This window comes from Vibrio gigantis (assembly GCF_024347515.1).
Classification (GTDB): Bacteria; Pseudomonadota; Gammaproteobacteria; order Enterobacterales; family Vibrionaceae; genus Vibrio; species Vibrio gigantis.
Genome location: NZ_AP025494.1, coordinates 22,675 through 39,456, shown reverse-complemented (window position 1 = coordinate 39,456; position 16,782 = coordinate 22,675). Strand labels below are relative to the sequence as shown.

17 protein-coding genes are annotated in these 16,782 nt (G+C 44.6%); 3 read left to right on the top strand and 14 right to left on the bottom strand.

Annotation, left to right across the window (positions count from 1 at the left end):
* Window positions 1–8: 8 nt before the first annotated feature.
* The 8 genes from OCV56_RS25115 to OCV56_RS25080 form a co-directional block, all read right to left on the bottom strand.
* Window positions 9–992 (bottom strand): type VI secretion system baseplate subunit TssG, encoded by a 984-nt coding sequence (locus OCV56_RS25115; protein WP_086714922.1) that lies wholly within the window; start codon window positions 990–992, stop codon window positions 9–11.
* The gene (gene tssF, locus OCV56_RS25110) at window positions 974–2,755 is read right to left on the bottom strand and encodes a type VI secretion system baseplate subunit TssF (RefSeq protein ID WP_086714923.1); all 1,782 of its coding nucleotides are present in this window, start codon (window positions 2,753–2,755) and stop codon (window positions 974–976) included. The genes OCV56_RS25115 and tssF overlap by 19 nt, the downstream gene beginning before the upstream one ends.
* Window positions 2,748–3,164 carry a type VI secretion system baseplate subunit TssE gene (tssE, locus tag OCV56_RS25105; protein WP_010446924.1) on the bottom strand — a complete coding sequence of 139 codons (417 nt, stop codon included), beginning with the start codon at window positions 3,162–3,164 and terminating at the stop codon, window positions 2,748–2,750. The genes tssF and tssE overlap by 8 nt, the downstream gene beginning before the upstream one ends.
* On the bottom strand, window positions 3,161–4,516 hold the full coding sequence (locus OCV56_RS25100; RefSeq protein ID WP_086714924.1) for a type VI secretion system contractile sheath domain-containing protein: 1,356 nt from the start codon (window positions 4,514–4,516) through the stop codon (window positions 3,161–3,163). The genes tssE and OCV56_RS25100 overlap by 4 nt, the downstream gene beginning before the upstream one ends.
* A 47-nt stretch (window positions 4,517–4,563) precedes the next feature.
* Window positions 4,564–6,042, bottom strand: coding sequence for a type VI secretion system contractile sheath large subunit (tssC, locus tag OCV56_RS25095; RefSeq protein ID WP_086714925.1), 1,479 nt, complete (start codon window positions 6,040–6,042; stop codon window positions 4,564–4,566).
* Complete coding sequence (gene tssB / locus OCV56_RS25090) at window positions 6,042–6,551, bottom strand: type VI secretion system contractile sheath small subunit (protein WP_008219012.1); 510 nt, start codon at window positions 6,549–6,551, stop codon at window positions 6,042–6,044. The genes tssC and tssB overlap by 1 nt, the downstream gene beginning before the upstream one ends.
* Before the next feature lie 69 nt (window positions 6,552–6,620).
* Window positions 6,621–7,151 carry an Hcp family type VI secretion system effector gene (locus tag OCV56_RS25085; protein WP_086714926.1) on the bottom strand — a complete coding sequence of 177 codons (531 nt, stop codon included), beginning with the start codon at window positions 7,149–7,151 and terminating at the stop codon, window positions 6,621–6,623.
* A gap of 26 nt (window positions 7,152–7,177) precedes the next feature.
* Window positions 7,178–8,569, bottom strand: coding sequence for a type VI secretion system protein TssA (locus OCV56_RS25080; RefSeq protein ID WP_086714927.1), 1,392 nt, complete (start codon window positions 8,567–8,569; stop codon window positions 7,178–7,180).
* Window positions 8,570–9,253: 684 nt separating this feature from the next.
* Here OCV56_RS25080 and OCV56_RS25075 point away from each other — a divergent pair.
* From OCV56_RS25075 to OCV56_RS25065, 3 genes are read left to right on the top strand one after another with little or no spacing between them, the layout of a single operon-like run.
* Complete coding sequence (locus tag OCV56_RS25075) at window positions 9,254–11,245, top strand: type VI secretion system Vgr family protein (protein ID WP_190960468.1); 1,992 nt, start codon at window positions 9,254–9,256, stop codon at window positions 11,243–11,245.
* Window positions 11,245–11,808, top strand: a complete 564-nt coding sequence (locus tag OCV56_RS25070) for a DUF6931 family protein (protein WP_086714929.1) — start codon at window positions 11,245–11,247, stop codon at window positions 11,806–11,808. The genes OCV56_RS25075 and OCV56_RS25070 overlap by 1 nt, the downstream gene beginning before the upstream one ends.
* A 9-nt stretch (window positions 11,809–11,817) precedes the next feature.
* The gene (locus tag OCV56_RS25065; RefSeq protein ID WP_010446907.1) at window positions 11,818–12,114 is read left to right on the top strand and encodes a PAAR domain-containing protein; all 297 of its coding nucleotides are present in this window, start codon (window positions 11,818–11,820) and stop codon (window positions 12,112–12,114) included.
* Window positions 12,115–12,293: 179 nt separating this feature from the next.
* On the opposite strand, the gene OCV56_RS25060 is transcribed toward OCV56_RS25065, so the two are convergent.
* From OCV56_RS25060 to OCV56_RS25040, 6 genes are all read right to left on the bottom strand, one after another.
* Complete coding sequence (locus tag OCV56_RS25060; protein ID WP_086714930.1) at window positions 12,294–13,562, bottom strand: IS4 family transposase; 1,269 nt, start codon at window positions 13,560–13,562, stop codon at window positions 12,294–12,296.
* A gap of 116 nt (window positions 13,563–13,678) precedes the next feature.
* The gene (locus tag OCV56_RS25055; protein ID WP_228761210.1) at window positions 13,679–14,308 is read right to left on the bottom strand and encodes a Tn7-like element transposition protein TnsE; all 630 of its coding nucleotides are present in this window, start codon (window positions 14,306–14,308) and stop codon (window positions 13,679–13,681) included.
* Window positions 14,309–14,349: 41 nt separating this feature from the next.
* Window positions 14,350–15,342 carry a hypothetical protein gene (locus tag OCV56_RS25050; RefSeq protein ID WP_228761209.1) on the bottom strand — a complete coding sequence of 331 codons (993 nt, stop codon included), beginning with the start codon at window positions 15,340–15,342 and terminating at the stop codon, window positions 14,350–14,352.
* A complete protein-coding gene (locus OCV56_RS25045; RefSeq protein WP_228761211.1) occupies window positions 15,233–15,763 on the bottom strand; it encodes a TnsD family Tn7-like transposition protein in 531 nt (176 codons plus the stop codon). Before OCV56_RS25045 ends, OCV56_RS25050 begins: the two co-directional genes overlap by 110 nt.
* Before the next feature lie 159 nt (window positions 15,764–15,922).
* Entirely contained in the window at window positions 15,923–16,174 is a 252-nt protein-coding gene (locus OCV56_RS26185; RefSeq protein ID WP_324187112.1) for a TnsD family Tn7-like transposition protein, read from the bottom strand.
* Between the two features lie 11 nt (window positions 16,175–16,185).
* The gene (locus tag OCV56_RS25040) at window positions 16,186–16,770 is read right to left on the bottom strand and encodes a TniQ family protein (RefSeq protein WP_228761208.1); all 585 of its coding nucleotides are present in this window, start codon (window positions 16,768–16,770) and stop codon (window positions 16,186–16,188) included.
* Window positions 16,771–16,782 lie beyond the last annotated feature (12 nt).

Genomic DNA, 16,782 nt, shown 5'->3' with positions numbered 1-16,782 from the left:
TCTGTTTCCTAACTTTTCGTCAGTGGCATTTCAACAAACTGTTGACGATCTGATTGATGACTCATCCACGCGGATTGGCCAATTCTTAACGCTTTTTGGTGACTGCTTGATAGCTTCACTCTTGGCAGATACTGGCTATTTACCTTCATATAGAGTGCATACTTGCTATTCACTCCCATATAGCTTCTAACCATATGGTCCAGCGCAAGAACCATCTCTTTGTCACTGCGTATTTTTAAGTAATGCTGATAGTCTTGAGGGCAAATTTTTATGTTGAGTTTCTGCCCCGTCATTGGCGTCGACATCCCGACCAACGCGCCCATACCCAATTGATGATTGTTTCCGGCTTGGCCAATTTGAGTTAACGAACACTCTGTTAGAGGCAAATACTCTAGGCCACTGCGTTCAACCTCAAACTCCGACTCGAAGTAATCTTCTAGCATCGACTTAAGCGCCAATGGGCAGGTTAATTTCAACCCTAATAAGCCGGTGTATTGCACCAAATGAGATTCCGGCATTGGTGCCTTATCTCCAGTCTGTCCAGCCAAACTGGAAAGCATTTCAGTAATAGATTGACGGTCACGATTCCAATGAAACGCCTCTTCCTCAATCTGATACGTCAGCTCATGCTTTTGCTTTGTTTCGCAGTACAAGCGGTAGTAACGGTTATTAAACATGTCGAAAAAGTCGAGTGGTGCTTCATCACCAAGTTCAAAACGCGCTTTTAGTGCATCGCCATACATCGCTCTAGGCATCGAACCAGAGTTGCCAAACAAAGCCGCCAATGATGTCTTTACCGTAAATTCACCCTCTCGCTCCGAAGTAACCGTAGAAACTTCTGCTTGATAGTAAGCTGGGAGAATTTCCGCACTAAACCTCACTTCAGGTCGCTGACCTTTTAAATGAGCCTGATGCTTGAAGATCTGCCACGCTTTTTCTAGCTGCCCCTCAAACGCACCATAAGCGAAACGGCTTACAACAAACTCTTGCACCCAGTTCTCCTCGGGAAGGACAGGTAAACACCGTCTTGGCCTTCCAAATAAATATCCACTTGAGTAAAGCTGTTGAAGCCTGCGAAATAAGCAAAGAAGTGGTCAAGCAAATGACCAAAGAGCGATACACCTCCGTTGACATTACTTGCGTCTAACGTCACCGAAATTTTTGTGCCGTAAGCAAAACATGTTTTTCCTGACACTCGGATCGGCGCCACCACTTGCTCCTGCTCGATATTTTGCAGGGACTCGATATAGATGTGGTTTTGCACCGCTTGGTTGTGGTTATACAAATCAAACACATTTTTCAGCGTAGCGGTTGGGTCATCCGTCCCTAGAATCGCGTGATAGTTAAAGTGCAAATGACAAAGCAGTGCCCATACATTCTTATTTGCGTCACGACTACGCACTGGCAAGGTTGGGCGACGCAGTAAGTTCATAGCCGCAGGAATCGTAAGAGATTCTCGACATGTCACTTGGCTGTTTACAGGCAATGAGCCTGCTCGAATGCCGTCAGTCGCGGTTGTCGTCACCGACCAAACTCTCGACGACGTTGTGGCACTAACATGCCCAATATCAGCCACTTTTAAGCCACTGCGAAGCACGCCTCTTTCGTGGGTATCCTGTACGAGCTGCCAACGAAGTGCAGTCTCTGTACTGTTGTACTTGTCTCCGTAGAGCTGACAAACCTTAAACGGTTCGCCCTCCGTCACGTCTAGCACTTCATCAACAGAAAACACTTCCAAATCATTACCCTGACTTGCATCAAGATAAATTAGGTACTGCTTTTGAGTGAAGTCGATTTGCAGAGGTTCTGACACTTTGGTTTGTAGGTTCACCAATGGCGTACAAAACAGAGAAAAATGTTGTGCTTGAATGCTACGCGCTTGCACCACACTCATCTCATTCAAGAAAATCTGAATACGAAACTCTGAGCCGATTGCTTGTTGCATGACATTGCCAAGGTCTAATTTGAATCCTTGAAATCTTTCAGGGAACATGAAGAACTCGGTCAGCAACTTAAAGCCGCCAAAGCTTGCTGCTTGATACGGTAAAATAGTGTCATTCACATCGAAGCCAATTGGCTGTAGTGCAGACTTACCTAATGAGTAGCTCTTGCCATTATTCTGGATACACACCTGACAGCCCCCATGGGCGAGTACATCATACAAACGCAACGCGAAGTGGCTTTCACCTTTGAGATGCAGTTTCAACTGGTCAATATCCAGATCACGCAACTCGATACCGCTGTCGGTTGCCTTAATCGTCAGCTCCAACATCGCTTTTGCGTTTTCTGCACCCGCAGGCTTAGCCAGTTCAAATGGCGCAAACAGCACTTCAACCGAAGCAACTTGAATTGGAAGCAGCGCTATATCTTCGGAAGTGCGAAACACCACTGGCTCACCAGATTCACTCGCGACATCAAATTCTGTGCCTTTAGGTATACTGTGCTTTGCATTCGCTTCTTCAAAAATAGCGAAGTCCAACATGCTGTATGACGGCACTGGCCTTAGATAATGCGGGAACAACAAGTTCACCAAGCTTTCTGTCAGCTCTGGGTAAGACTCATCCAAGCGCTGCTGCAGTTTGCCGTTCATCAAGGCAACACTTTCAATTAAACGCGCGATCTGAGGATCATCAATACTGTCTTTACGCATTCCCAACGCACGAGCCGTCCCCGGATGACGTTCCGCGAACTGAGAGGCTTCATTGCGAATAAAGCGCAGTTCCTGTTCAAAATAGGAAAGCAATGAATCAGACAAAATTCGACTTCCTTACATCTAGTTTGTTGCTGCTCAAATCCAAAAAAGAATCCAATACGATCGCCTCATCACCGAGCTCTGAATGCACCACGGCGGAAAGGCGAAAGCTCAATTGGTTGCTACCCAATTCCCCTTCTTGAACATCAATCTCTACCTGGCTCAGGCGAGGTTCGAAGTTTCGAATCAGCACTTCAATTTCTGCGACAATGTCACTGGTGTTGTTTTTACTTTGAGCACGAGCCATGTTGCGCATACCGAACTCGGCAATCGTTCCTTTTTCCGATAAAAACATCTCTGAGCACAGAGGTGCTCGGCTTGAAATAAGATCACAGACGTTATCAACAATCGCATCTCGAACACTGTCGATATCGTCATTCCAGCTTTGGGTTAACTTAGCCATTAAGCTCACGATGTCTCTCCAACCTCACTGCCAGATACCGAGGTAGTTAACACCACTTTCGCATCCATCATTTCGTATTGATATTGAGGCTGAAGCATGATCTCGCATAGGTAGCGGGTTTTATCATGAGGAGCCTCTTCAATGCGTACATAGCAAGACCGCAACGGATATCGGGCAAGTACGGCATCCTCGCCATAATTGACGTTGCTAATGAACTGCTCTAGCCATCGCTCTAGACTGCGTCGACAACTTTCTGCGCTGTCATATCGACCAACTTGGTCACGAATTTGAACCTTGATGTAATGGGCAAATCGGCAAGCCATTAGATTGGTTTGGAGCATACCGAGCTGACGTTGAGCTTCATCAGGCGCTTGCCAAACAGATTGATTGCTAAAGAAACCTTTATGGCCACTTAAGTAAATACTGGTTAAAGGCATGAACCCTTGAGACGACCAAAAGCCATCTTCTTCACTGTAGATGTCTACCTTGGTCTTAAGCTCTTTTGAGTCCTGAACGATCGCCCCATACGAACCTGTCTCATCGTAAGAACGCAGGAATCCAAACCAACTGATTCGGTCAAACTCTCGCATTACATTACCGAGCAAGAGGTAAGCGCTGCTGCCCCATAAGGCATATTTCTCTTGCTGGCGTTCGTTAAAAACAAACCCAGCCTGATATTGACGATATGGTTGACGAATCAAATGCTCTGGCATCACCAAATGCAAAAATCGTGATGAGCTTTTTTCTCGTAGCAACTGCCATGAAACAAAATCTCGACTAGTAAGAATGCGATCAATTCTCGCACTGTCGTGAAGCAGCCTTCTTGGTTCATCACCAAAGAAAAACTCGTCGGTTCCGAGCACCATTGGGCAAAAAGATAGCTCCCCCAGCTCAGAGAGCAGTTGAAGGGTGTAGAGATCGTCATACTCCTGATCATCGGCGTAATCAGCCGAGACCTTGTGATCGACCATCACCATGCCAAATGGGCTACCACCGGCGGTATCCAGCTCATTTGAATACAGCTTTCGGTATAGGGATGACTGCTTTAGATCGAAAGAGTAATTGAGATCTGCCGAAACCATACTCCAACTCAAGTCGAGCATTTTGATTTTGACTCGACGCTGGGATACTTGCAGCTGCGCTAACGATTTGAGCCCCGTCCAAGAGGCTTCTAACTGCTTATAGTTAGGGTGTTGGATAACGTCCGACAACTGTTCACTTATTGACGTATCAATCTCGGAGCTCAAACGAACCAACAATGCTTTGAATTGAGCCACCGACTGACTTTTCGCGCACAGTAACAGCTCCTGCCAGGCAGGATTCTCAGCTAAAATGCGGTCAAATTCGGAATCTGTATACATCAGCGACTCAGTTCAAAACATTCGGGGGACGGCGCCCCCGAATAGAATTAGCCAGGAATGTTCGCAACCATTCGTAGTGAAGTGGTTAGCTCTTCCATTTGCAGCCAAGGGCGTAAGTAAGCCACTGCAGAGTAAGCACCTGGGCGTCCAGCTTGCTCTTCTACTGTCACTTTTGCTTCAACCAATGGATGTGTTGCTTTCGCATCGTTACCAATCGCATTTGGGTTAACGTATTGGTTGATCCAAGAGTTCAACTCTTTCTCAACGTCGTTTGGATCTATGTTTGAACCAATACGATCACGGCCCATTACTTTTAGGTACTGTGCGATTCGGCTGCTTGCCATTGTGTATGGAAGACGTGCTGAAATTGCCGCGTTTGCCGTTGCATCTGGGTCTGTGTACGTTTTTGGTTTATGCGCAGTCTGAGCACCCATAAACACCGCGTAGTTAGTGTTTTTGTAGTGAACCAGTGGCAAGAAGCCAAGATCACTCAGCTCCTTCTCACGCTCATCCGTTAGGTTAACTTCTGTCGGACATTGCTGTAGCAAGTCACCGGCATCAGAGTAGTGAGTGAAGTTTGGCAGGTTCTCAACTTTACCGCCGTTCTCAGTACCGCGGATCGCCGTACACCAACCGTACTTGGTGTAAGCCTGAGTCATCAGAAGACCAAACTCATACGCCGCATTGCTCCATACAAAATCGCCGTCTGAAGACACAACTTGCTGACCATTGTCGCGAGTTTGAAGCTCTTCAAATGCAAATGATTTAACTGGAACAGTTTCTGCACCGTAAGGAAGGCGAGCCATCGTTTTCGGTAGAGTCAGAGCAACGTAGCGTGAATCATCGCTTGCACGGAATGCATTCCAGCTTGCGTATGCTGGCGAATCAAAGCCTGCTGCAACTGGCTTGCCTTCAGAAAAGTTACTGAATGCGTTGAAGTCGAACATACTTGCATTCGCGGCAGCAACGAAAGGTGCGTGAGATGCAGAAGCAACTTCACCCATGTAACGTAGCAGAGCAACGTCTTCATCACCGTAACCAAATTCATAGTCACCTAGCAGTGCGCCGTATGGCTGACCACCCGCTGTACCAAATTCTTCTTGATAAACCATATTGAAGAAACGGCTGCGATCGATCGCTGGTGCATCTTCAAACTGCTCTAGCAATTCGTCTTTGGTGTAATCCGCCAGTTTGATTTTCAGATCTGGGCCTAGCTCGCTATTTTTCACAAGCTTTTGCAAACCTAACCATGAGCCTTCCATTTTTTGGAACTCACCGTTTTGCATCACCGTTGACAGCTGCTCAGAGATTTTGCTGTCTAGCGCGCTGATTGCTTTTTCAATCGTCAGCGTAAGGTTCTTATCCCAAGTCACTGTACCTTCCAGCGCCTGAGAAGCCATGATGCTCAATAGCTCTTTTGTCGTATCTACTGGTGTTTGTGCTGTTGCGTTGATCGCTCGGTCAAGAAAGCTCTGCGTTGCTTCTGCTTCGGCAGCACCTTGTACTGCTTGTTGTTCTACAGACATTATTCCGCTCCCTCTTTGCTCAAACCTAGTTCTTGAGCTAAACCATTGATGGCATCTGCGCTTTGCAGAACTTCTTTCAGTAGACGCTCGAGATCTCTCGAACGATCGGCTTTGCTTAGCAGTACTTTTAGCTGGTTACGTGTTTCAACCAACTGCTTAAGCGGCTCAATTTGATCAACTAAGTTCTCTGGGTGGAAATCTTTCATCGAACGGAAGCTTAAGTTCACTTCAAACTGGCTATCATCATTAGCTAGCTTGTTATCAACCTTGTACGAAAGACGCGGGTGAATTTGACCCATCACTGTATCGAAGTTGTCTTTATCGATACCCGTGAACTCTCGCTCTTCTAAATCAACTTTTTCTGATTCTGGTTTGTGGCCTGAAAAGTCGCCAATTACGCCAACAACAAACGGCAGCTCTTTCGTCTCTACAGCGCCGTTCGTTTCAACGTCATAAGTGATGCTGACACGGTTCTTACTAACGCGCTTATGTTGTGAGTTCAATGCCATAACGGTGTCCTAAAATGAGATATTCATGAAATAGACATGCCACTGAACGTGGAATGTCTAATGAAAGAATTACTTACCAGAAGTCATTTTTCCGGTCGGTAGGTCGTAAGTCACAACACCACCGCTTTGTAGTTCACCACCTTCTTTCTCGTAGTGATGTTTCTGAGAAATAGAAGTGTAAGAAACAGATAGGCTTTCGTACGGTTGAGAACCGTCAGTGCCGCTCACGTTGTAAGAAACTAGACGTGCTTTTTCTAGCTTAACTTGGAAGTAAACGTCTGCACCTTGGCCATCGTTAGAAGGCTTAGTAAATGCAATCTCAACTGTTTTACCTTCTTTACCTGGGTTGAATAGGTAAGACAGTAGATCTTCAGAAGCACCATCAACTTCTTTAGTTACGCTAACTTCGCTTACGCCAACCATGCCTGAATCCGCATTGGTGCCGTTACCGATGTCCATAGCAACGTTACGAACGCCACCCCAAGAGTAAGAGTTGATTGCAAACCAACCGTCATTTTTGCCTTCAGCCGTTTCTAGCTGACCGATAGTCGCTGCGCCCTCAACTTGAAGACCGCTTACACGCATGTAAATACTTGCCATGATTTTTCCTTATTTTTTAAACACAATTACCAACTCAGAGCCGACGTAGCGGATGATTGTGGTTTTTCATCTTGCTTAGATTGGGTATCTACAGGGGAAGTCTGAGATACATGCTCTTCGACACTTGGCGGCTCCGAAACGGGAGGCGTCGCTTGAGGTGTCTGGGGGCTTTCAATGTCCACCGTTGGAGTACTCACCTCCGGCAGCAAAACCTGATCGAGATGATTCAATCCGGCGGCATTAAAAATCGTACTAAGAGCGTCACCGTTTTGTTCCGACATCATTTCTTGCAGCAACTCAGGTAAGGATAAATATCCCCATCGAATCGCTTTTTCTAACAAGAATGAAATTGGGCTATGCGGTTCGCTCTGGCGAAAATAATCAGAGACTTCTCTCAGCAAATGGAAAGCTAAGTCTCGGTTCATGTTGTTTAAGTTACCCAGTTCAGATAAATTTCCTGCGTGTAAGTGTTGGCTTACGGTCTGAGCCTGCTCCGATGCCATAGGTATTGGCTCTATCTGTTTTGCATCCATATCGCTTGGCTGATGACCTTCAGAAACTGAACTTTCGGCAACCTCTTGCTCTACTGCCTTAGCCTCCGCTTTCAGGGCCAACTTAATTCCGCTTAAATGAACCAAAGCGTTTTCTACGCGGGTAAGCAGTGACTTCGCAAATCCAAAGTTGGTAGTTTGACTGCCTACAGACTGACAATGAGTGCTCACTAACGCAGACAAACGCTCCAACTGAGAGATACAACGTTTGGCATTTTCCATCTTGAATTGAATCGCGGAACGCTCTTGCGCCACCGTGGTGGTAAGCGTAGATTTCAGTTGGCTGATTTCGCCTTTTCTCTCTGCACTTTGAAAATCAAAAAACGTCACTTCCCCAACTAAGGGCAGTTGCAGCATCGGTGCATAGAGAATCGAGCTTTCCTCGCTATCACCAACTAATTGGAAAAATGCTTTAACTTTCGCATCAGCTTGCTCTCTCTCTTTACCCTTATCATCATCAGATTTGAGCTTTTCAACTGGCAGAACAGGGTTGAGGTGATCCCAGTACTTCTCACTTAAATCGGCTAACCACTCAAGGCTATTCGCAGCACTTTCTAACGTGGTATCGAGAAGGAATTGAGCGGCAACAAACCATGATATGAGCTCGATATCTCTGGTTGTATTTGAAAACTGTTCGAACAAGCTGTCTGAAAGAGTCTTCCAGCTATTTAGACATGCCTCTTGTAACGCGTCTTTCTCGTCAGCACTGGGGTTTTGACTTAGCTTACGCAGCGCTGTTTGCGCGACATTAAATTCATTACGTAATGGGCGAAAAGCACCTTTATCCAGTTTAAGGTAAACGCCACAGATAGAATCATCACTCAGAGGTGTAGAAAGTTGCTCAATTTGATGCTTTGAAAAAGGCATAGGTTCCTGCTCTATTGGGTTAATCAGCCGACTATTCGCTTAAGTGCTAATTAAGTTCAATCGCTATTTTCTGTATTTTTAGATAAGGAAAAACGATAGACGTATTGAGTTAGTTAAACCTGCAAAATTCTTATTTTCGCAGCAAAAATAACATTCTGCTAACATTGTTTCATACGAAGTGACAAATTTATTAATATCCAATAAGTATATCTTTGAGGTGAATTATAGAAAGACTCATTTACGCCATGTTTAGGTGACTTTTAGGTCATCCGACCTCTTTAAAATAACACTACAAAAAGAAATAAAATACAATAAACCACTGATTTAATTTAAATTAAAACAAAAAAAGCATGATAGAGCTTTATATATTAACAATGTCTTAAATATCTCCTCAGAGATATAGCCATCATAAAAACATGAACGCCCTAGCGCAGCATCTTAAAAATGAAACAAATTTGAGAATAAAAATAACCACAAAGTAATCGATTACATCTTATTCAGATAATAATTAAATAAACAAATTACCTTGAATTAAGGTCTAACTCGAAATAGATTAAATGTATAGAGCATGAAAGTTGATACCAACACATCAAGTAATAATATCAATTATTATGTAATAATTTTGAATGTTCACCCTACAAACAGCCTTTTAGAACTGTTTATTTAATAGTGAATTAAGTGAATATGAGCAGTAACGAATTAAAGCACCAAACCCGCTCCCTCACCATTAAGCTTTCAGATAACAAAAGTTATATCGTCACCCAATTAATTGGGGAAGAAAGCGTATCCGGCGGTTGTCAGTTTTCCGTTTCCATCGCAGCCAACATGGAGATCGATACCAAAAACCTAGGCAAAACCGTTTGTGTGTCTTATGAGTTTGATTCTGGAAAGCGCTTTTTTTCAGGCATATGTAGCACTCTGCAATTCACTGGATATAGCAAAGATAAGCACCAGTTTTATTACCAAGTAGAGATATTGGATCCGCTTAGCTTGCTGCAATACAAACGCAGTCGTCAGATTTTTCAAAACATGACGACGAAACAGATCATTGAAAAGCTGCTAGAACAAGCTGATCTCAAAAGCTATTTTCACTTTTCCCTTTCCGGAAGCGGGAAAAAGCATGAGTATTGTGTTCAACTTGATGAAACCGACCAAGCTTTTATACAGCGCTTGTTAGCAAGCGAAGGTTGGCACTACCACATGCGCCATCAATCTAATAAGTCGACAATCTGCATTGGCGATTCGAATCAACGATTTGAGAAAATATCTGATCCAAAGTTAAGCTATCAAATAGGTGGCAACAATCAGCAGCACGTACTAACAACGTGGAGCCAATCACACCATGTTGGCAGCGGAAAGGTATCTGTCGCCGATCATACTCAAGATCTGGCTGAATTCTTTGATAGCGGCACCCGAAAAAGCACAGAAAGTTACGCGTCAACTTCATTGACGCAAGAACTCTTTGCATTTGGTCACGAGAATAAAAATGAAGTCCGTGACGCTGCAAAAATGCATATGGAAGCGTTAGATCTTAAGAAGTCAGCCTCTCACTCATCATCGAATTTAGCGACGCTTGCTTGTGGCTATAAATTTGAACTCACGAACCATCCTCTCGGTTCGATGAACCAAGAGTACATCGTCACTCATCTATCACACCGCATATCCAGAGAAGAATCGAACAACGACGTCGCTTATCAAAATCAGTTTTCTTGCATCCCTTCGTCACTGGTTTTTCGTCCAGAAATACTAGATAAACCGCGTGTCCATAGCTTGCATACCGCAACCGTGACCGGGCCTAAGGGAGAAGAGATCTACCGAGATAAATTGAGTCGAGTAAAAGTGCAATTTCACTGGGATAGAGGCGGCAAAAATGACGAAAACAGTTCATGTTGGTTGCCAGTATCGCAAGGATTCGCCAGTAAGGGATTCGGTTCTCAGTTCACACCACGCATTGGTGATGAAGTGATCGTTCAGTACATTGATGGTGACCCCAATCGTCCTATCGTGACCGGCTCTTTATACAACAAAAACAGCGCAGCCCCTTATAGCTCGGATACTCAAAACGGCATCAAAACTCGTTCAACGCCTAAGGGCAGCAGCAAGCAAGGAAACGAACTGCGTTTTGAAGATCAAAAAGACAAAGAACAAGTATACTTACATGCTGAAAAAGATTGGCTGCTGGACGTAAATAACGACAGCCAGTCAACGATTAAAGGCATGAAAAAGACTCAAGTTGAGAAGAGTGCCACCCTAAACGTTAAAGAAGACATACAAGTCGAAAGTGAAAAAACGCTTACCGCCAAAAGTAAAGACAACTGGACGGGTGACAGTGATAAAGATCTAAACCTCAGTGCCGCTTCCAACATCAATATTGCGGCTAAATCGTCAGTCAGCGTTGATGGCAACCAAGTATCGATCTGCGGTAAATCGAAGATCGAACTCAAAGTGGGCGCGAGTAAAATCGAGATCAGCGCTAGTGGTATTAAGATCGACGCTCCTCAAGTCTCTGTTTCAGGTAAAGCAAAAGCAGAGATGAAAGCCGCAATGATCAATATTGAAGGCCAAGGTAAGGCCGATGTAAAAGCAGCGTTAGTGTCAGTTAACGGCAGTGCCATGACACAAATAAAAGCCGGGGCCATGGTGCAAATTCAAGGCGCAATTACAAAGGTAAATTGATGATGTTGATAAAGGTTCCTCACCAATCCGCGCAAGACATTTTAAGTGTCTACGAGCCAAATGCTGCATTCGCAGAGTTAACAGACGCAAACACTACGCCTATCGATTTGATTTCTGTGGCGATGGAGCAAGAGCTGTTTGCCGATGCTGTGACTTTTCTTGCACATGCTCTCCCAGTTCGTGAATCCATTTGGTGGAGCGTAACCTGCGCCGCATCTCTGCATCACTGGAAAGAAGACGAAGCCAATGCCATTCGCGCAGCAAAGGCTTGGGTTTATACACCTGATGAAACAAGCCGCCGATTTGCAGAACAAATGGCAGATAAAGCGGGATTAGAAACCGGTGCAGGCTGGGCAGCTCAAGCGGCTTTTTGGAGTGGTGGCAGTATGATTAAGCCAGAGGACCCTGCCGTTCCCCCTCCCCCATACTTGTACGCGCAAGCGGTCGCAGGAAGCATTAATCTTTCAGCCGTTTTACCTGATGGTGAAGAAGCAAAAGAACGCTATCAACAGTTTGTAGAAATGGGTCTAAACATCGCCTCTGGCGGTAACGGTCAACAATAGGGAATAAACATGCTACCAGCAGCCAGAGCAACAGACATGCACATGTGTCCGATGCAAACACCAGCCGTGGTGCCAATCCCTCACGTGGGTGGGCCATTGCTCCCTCTGCCAACAACAGTATTGATCGGCAACCTACCAGCCGCCACTCTAGGGCAGATATGTGTTTGTGTTGGCCCTCCAGATAGCGTAGTTAAAGGAAGTGCAACCGTGCTGATTAACAATAAGCCCGCGGCGCGCATGGGCGATCTCACTGCCCATGGCGGAACCATAGTGATGGGAATGCCAACCGTGTTGATTGGTGGATAGTAACATTTTCTTCAATTAAAAATTAAGAGGACGATCATCTACTCGAGCTTTACTATACAGTCTTCATGATAAGCTTAATGTTTATACCTAATCAACTCGAAGATATAGGCTTTAGTCTCTGGAAATTATCGTTAATTCGGGTTCTGTCGCAAACTTAGAGCCCTCTCATAGACAGAACCTTAAGCACTAAGCTCAGCGTAAATTCCGTCTAACGTAATGTTTTCTTTAGACTTCCTCTGCGCGGACTTTTGAGCGTTCCTTGATATATAACTGGTAGCCCATTCGATTTTATTGCTGATTTCTGACCATGCGCCGTGACTGATACATTCAAATATTGGTAACAGCCAGACATCCACATTTTTTGCCGCTTTAAACAATGAGACCGATGGCATTATCTGAAGCGCAATACTACGCCTAATGATCAGCGCAAGTAAACTGGCCCAGATGAGTCCATCAGCGATGGCCTTTTGTGCGGTGACAAATCGTTGCCAGTTGGTGTGAGACTTTAACTCTTTAAAAAGCAGTTCCACCTGCCATCGACAGCGGTAGATCGCCATGATGTCATCGGCAGTAAAGGTGTCTGAAGGTAAGTTAGTTATCCAAATGCAGAATCGTTTTTCTTCAGCAAACCATCGTCGCACGACTCTAAACTCTTGTTTACCTCGACGGACTTTTAGGTCAAGGACCTGCGAACGGTTGGTACCTCGAGTAATGTCTTTCAGCTTCTTCCCTTCTAGCTTAGGCAGCAGTCGCCCCTTGCCGTTCCTTGCCTCAATAATCATAGGGTTCAGAGACTTAGCACCTCGGACAATATAGAATCCGCCATGCTGTTCAAGCTCTCGAAAGAAGTGGAAATCAAGATACCCTGCGTCAGCTAACAGCAATTTGTTGTTCATCGTTTTGGGCTCAGGTAAAAAATCTCTTTCTGATGCCGTATCAGCGCTGATGTTCATCGCGACTGGAGAAAAGCTTTTCAACGACATTGTCATATGACATTCAACCGCTGCAGGGTTACGTTTAAATCGACTCGGATAAACATCCGCCAGGTCACGATGGATGTGGAAAGAGCTGCCATCTTGAAGCAGTACATCATCAAAGGTGTCGAGCTTATTTGGTAGACCGACATTCTGCTGGCGAGCAAATTGAGCTATTGCTCGCATAACAAGTTGCCTCATGAAATTAGGAAACTCATTTTTCCTCAACTGGTTATGGTAAGGCTTGTATGCCACGGCACCTTCAGGGCTCAAGCACATCCCATTGAATTGTCGTAGTAAATCCGCAATGGAAGTGCAGTTTCCTTTGCTTAACGCGGCCACTAAGCTAATGACTAGCTGCTCGGGTAATATCGCCCGACACCGTTTCATCAGGCCTGTACTTTTCGCCATTTTTTGGAGGGTGTCAGCATTAAAGAATTGCTTAAATTGCTTCTGTAAGGAGATAATCGTCATCGGCTTCACTATTGATGTAGGTAGTTTGTTTGGCGACGATTATCTGATCATAAATGAAGCCTTTTTTCTATCTAAATAAACAAGTTAGCTCTTAAGATCCTGTCTATGAGAGCCCTCTAGGTTACTCTTTTCACAGCCCTATGGAGCGCTTCTATCCATGCTGTCTCATACTCACTTTCGGTTCTGAGGACAGTTTCACCTTCAATTTTTTTGGTTCTAGAAGGGTGCTTAATTTCAACCACTACTGAACAGTGTTCTTGGTTTGCTTTAGCATCCCATCGAACGCCTTTCTCGGAACATGCTTTCATTACGTGCGTAAGCCCATCTTTGCTACTTTCAGAAAACCCAAATAATCTAGCCCCTAGACTATGCTTGTCGTTAATATCGCTAATATCCACCTCAATGATGACAAGCGGGGTTTGCCGGTAATAGAAATATGCACAATGAAAGGTTCGAGCCTCCTGTGTGAGCTTGTTTTTGTATATCAGGGAAGAATTGTCCGGCTTTGGCATTGCCAAGCACTGTGTACCTTTGTGTTCATAATCAGGAAGTTTCATGAGCTTCTTGATTACCTTTTCAAAAATTTGAAAGTTACCTGTAGGTGCGACTACTTTCGGAGTCTCAGGCCTAGTTGGATCATCGCAATCACTACGATTGATCGCCCAGTCTAGTTCTTGCGCCGATCCTGTTGCTGTTCCGTGACCAACTCCAGATGTATCACGTTTTGGCTCTTCGGTGGTATTCACATTAGGCGCTACCCTCGATAATGCTTTTCCTGGGGAAACGGTTACTTCATCTTCAGTATTACAGACAAATCGAAAGCCTTCTTCACTGAAGGTATCCCTTTTTCTATGACTGCCTGGCGTAGCTTCAAAGTCCAACTGCGGATCTGGGTCTGTCCGGTTAATTTCTGGGCGCTTGCCGTTACTTGGCTCAATAGGAATAACATCGATTTTTTTGGATGGAATATCGAGACTTTTTTTCCATAGTTAAAACTAGACGAGTAAACTATCTTGATTTCTTCAACATAAAAAAGCATTGGGTCGCTTTCATCATACTCACCAGCAAGCTTAAATCGCCAACTTTTAAGTGGCGGTGGCTCAAAGTTAAAGTTCCACCCCGAATTTTCATCTTGTTGTAACTTGTCATAGATGCTGTTGAAGCTTCTTGTTGCCTCAGGATTAAGCAACAACCACCTCAAGTGTTTGCATGCATCCTTGGAGTTCAAATTCTTTAATGGGTAATCCGATGACCTGTTAAAACGGATAAAACACTCTTTTCCAGTATCATCCACAACGGCCATCCCCAATAACCCGTTTGGTCTTAAGGCTGTACGTGTTAGATGTACATTGTGTAAAAAAAGTGCTCGAGCGAGCTCTATACAAGGGACAACAGCCTTTAAGTTACCCTCCCTTAAAATGATTGAATGCGATTTGTTTGAAGAGGCTCTTTGAAAATTATCTGATATTTTTATGTCGATGATTTCGCGCTTATGTGGAAGCGTGCGTTCTTTGTTCGAGTAGTGAGAATTAACAACCAACATTGGTATCAGTTCCGCCGGGACACGACTTTTCGGGAAACCTGAAAACTGAACGTTGATATAAGGCCGGACTTTATTATTGAGAACGCGCTTGGTGTGGATACTTCCAATGTTGATTAACGGTACATTTTCAGGAAAGTGCCGCAACTCTCTGCCAGGTTGGGATGTCCAATCGGAGAATTTCCCGTGCAGGTTTCCTGCTACGCGCACGGCTGAGTCCAGCAAGTCGTTCAATCTCACACACGGGCCTTAAAACATCATTACACTCAATGAGTTGAACCATAACACGGCTTAATCGTCTTGTTTGGTACTCTTCAACCGATTCGCTATATCGATCAAAAAACAAGCTGCAAAGTGGGAGTTTGTACAATTTTTTTTCGATCAAGCTCTTTTTGGCTATTTTCGACGCAAACCATGATTTTGAATGGCGAGGAGCGTGTATTCTTCCCTCTGTTTCGTTCTTTATAGAAAGTAGCGCTTTCACTATCTGGCGGTCTCGAACCTGCCAATCAACACGATAATTCTGGTAATTTGAAGCGCGCTTGGGTTTGTGTACATTGAGCCACTCGTGATCATATCGATAAAGACAAGAATACAGCCTAGCACCTAGGGCTGTCGTTCTTATCTTTTTAAGAGATTCAGTTTGTGACGATTCTAAAATTCCAAGCCACTGGTTTCTGATTATATCGCGCTTGACTATGTTTTTCGTCGCTCTAGTAGGGTGTGTTGCTCCTTCAATGATTGGGTATCCTCTAGCAAGATTAAGCTCTTCTAGTAAATCAACAGAACTGCCTCGAAGTGGCAGACAAACAATGAAGTGTTACAGATAGCTGAATACCCTTCGATGTTTTCTGAAGATTGCGACTAACCATGTATTTGCCCCACAAAGTGCTAAGCCTTGTTGGTTCAACCATTCATCTGACCAATATCTGCGCACGGAATCCGAAATTGCTTTATGGTCTACTCTTGAACCAATCATCATTCCTGCATCTCTTGCAAGCCTCTGATAATAGAGCGTCCATTGCGCAGGTGAAATCGAACTTATTTTCGAGTTGAGTAAGATCTCTACCATTTCGGATATTCTCAGGTCGCAAGCGTTAGCGGCCTCAGAAAAACGTGTTTGGCATTGATAGCTACTCGCATCAACAAACTGATGCCTGTGTGTAGAGTGAATCGGTATGTATCTATGAGAATGCTCTGATGAAGCGGGCACGCGTTAACGCCAGGCACCTGAAACAATCGCTGCCAGTAGGTAAAACCAAGGTTCTTACTTTGTTCTTGCCAACATAGAGGGCAAATCTTGTACGTCGTAGGCCACTCGATAACCGAAGCTGGAATACCTGCGCGAGACATACAGGGGTTCACTCGACTATGAATTAAATTGGCTTGCAACGCTTTATAGCGGTGTGACTCAACGAAGGGTTTAAACAACGGAAGGGACGTATAGCGCGCTACGATTTGCTTAGGGTTCACTTCCCATACGTGACCGATATGATCCAAAAGCTGCGCGATATGACCTTGTAGAAAAGGCGAAGGAACGATCATTCTATTGCCAAAGAGAATGTCTAATGCGATCTTGTCATCTTTGATTCCCATTTGCTGGATAAACCGAGCAATAATACTAGTGAGCAACTCATCTTTCTGAGCGACTGGAAAATAGGTCAACATCTTCAACCACCA

Coding starts and splice junctions, on each gene's coding strand:
- OCV56_RS26185 (WP_324187112.1), bottom strand. CDS start 16,174: ATGGTAGAGATCTTACTCAACTCGAAAATAAGTTCGATTTCACCTGCG.
- OCV56_RS25070 (WP_086714929.1), top strand. CDS start 11,245: ATGATGTTGATAAAGGTTCCTCACCAATCCGCGCAAGACATTTTAAGT.
- OCV56_RS25085 (WP_086714926.1), bottom strand. CDS start 7,151: ATGGCAAGTATTTACATGCGTGTAAGCGGTCTTCAAGTTGAGGGCGCA.
- OCV56_RS25060 (WP_086714930.1), bottom strand. CDS start 13,562: ATGACGATTATCTCCTTACAGAAGCAATTTAAGCAATTCTTTAATGCT.
- OCV56_RS25040 (WP_228761208.1), bottom strand. CDS start 16,770: ATGTTGACCTATTTTCCAGTCGCTCAGAAAGATGAGTTGCTCACTAGT.
- OCV56_RS25075 (WP_190960468.1), top strand. CDS start 9,254: ATGAGCAGTAACGAATTAAAGCACCAAACCCGCTCCCTCACCATTAAG.
- tssB (WP_008219012.1), bottom strand. CDS start 6,551: ATGGCATTGAACTCACAACATAAGCGCGTTAGTAAGAACCGTGTCAGC.
- OCV56_RS25100 (WP_086714924.1), bottom strand. CDS start 4,516: ATGTATACAGATTCCGAATTTGACCGCATTTTAGCTGAGAATCCTGCC.
- tssC (WP_086714925.1), bottom strand. CDS start 6,042: ATGTCTGTAGAACAACAAGCAGTACAAGGTGCTGCCGAAGCAGAAGCA.
- OCV56_RS25065 (WP_010446907.1), top strand. CDS start 11,818: ATGCTACCAGCAGCCAGAGCAACAGACATGCACATGTGTCCGATGCAA.
- OCV56_RS25080 (WP_086714927.1), bottom strand. CDS start 8,569: ATGCCTTTTTCAAAGCATCAAATTGAGCAACTTTCTACACCTCTGAGT.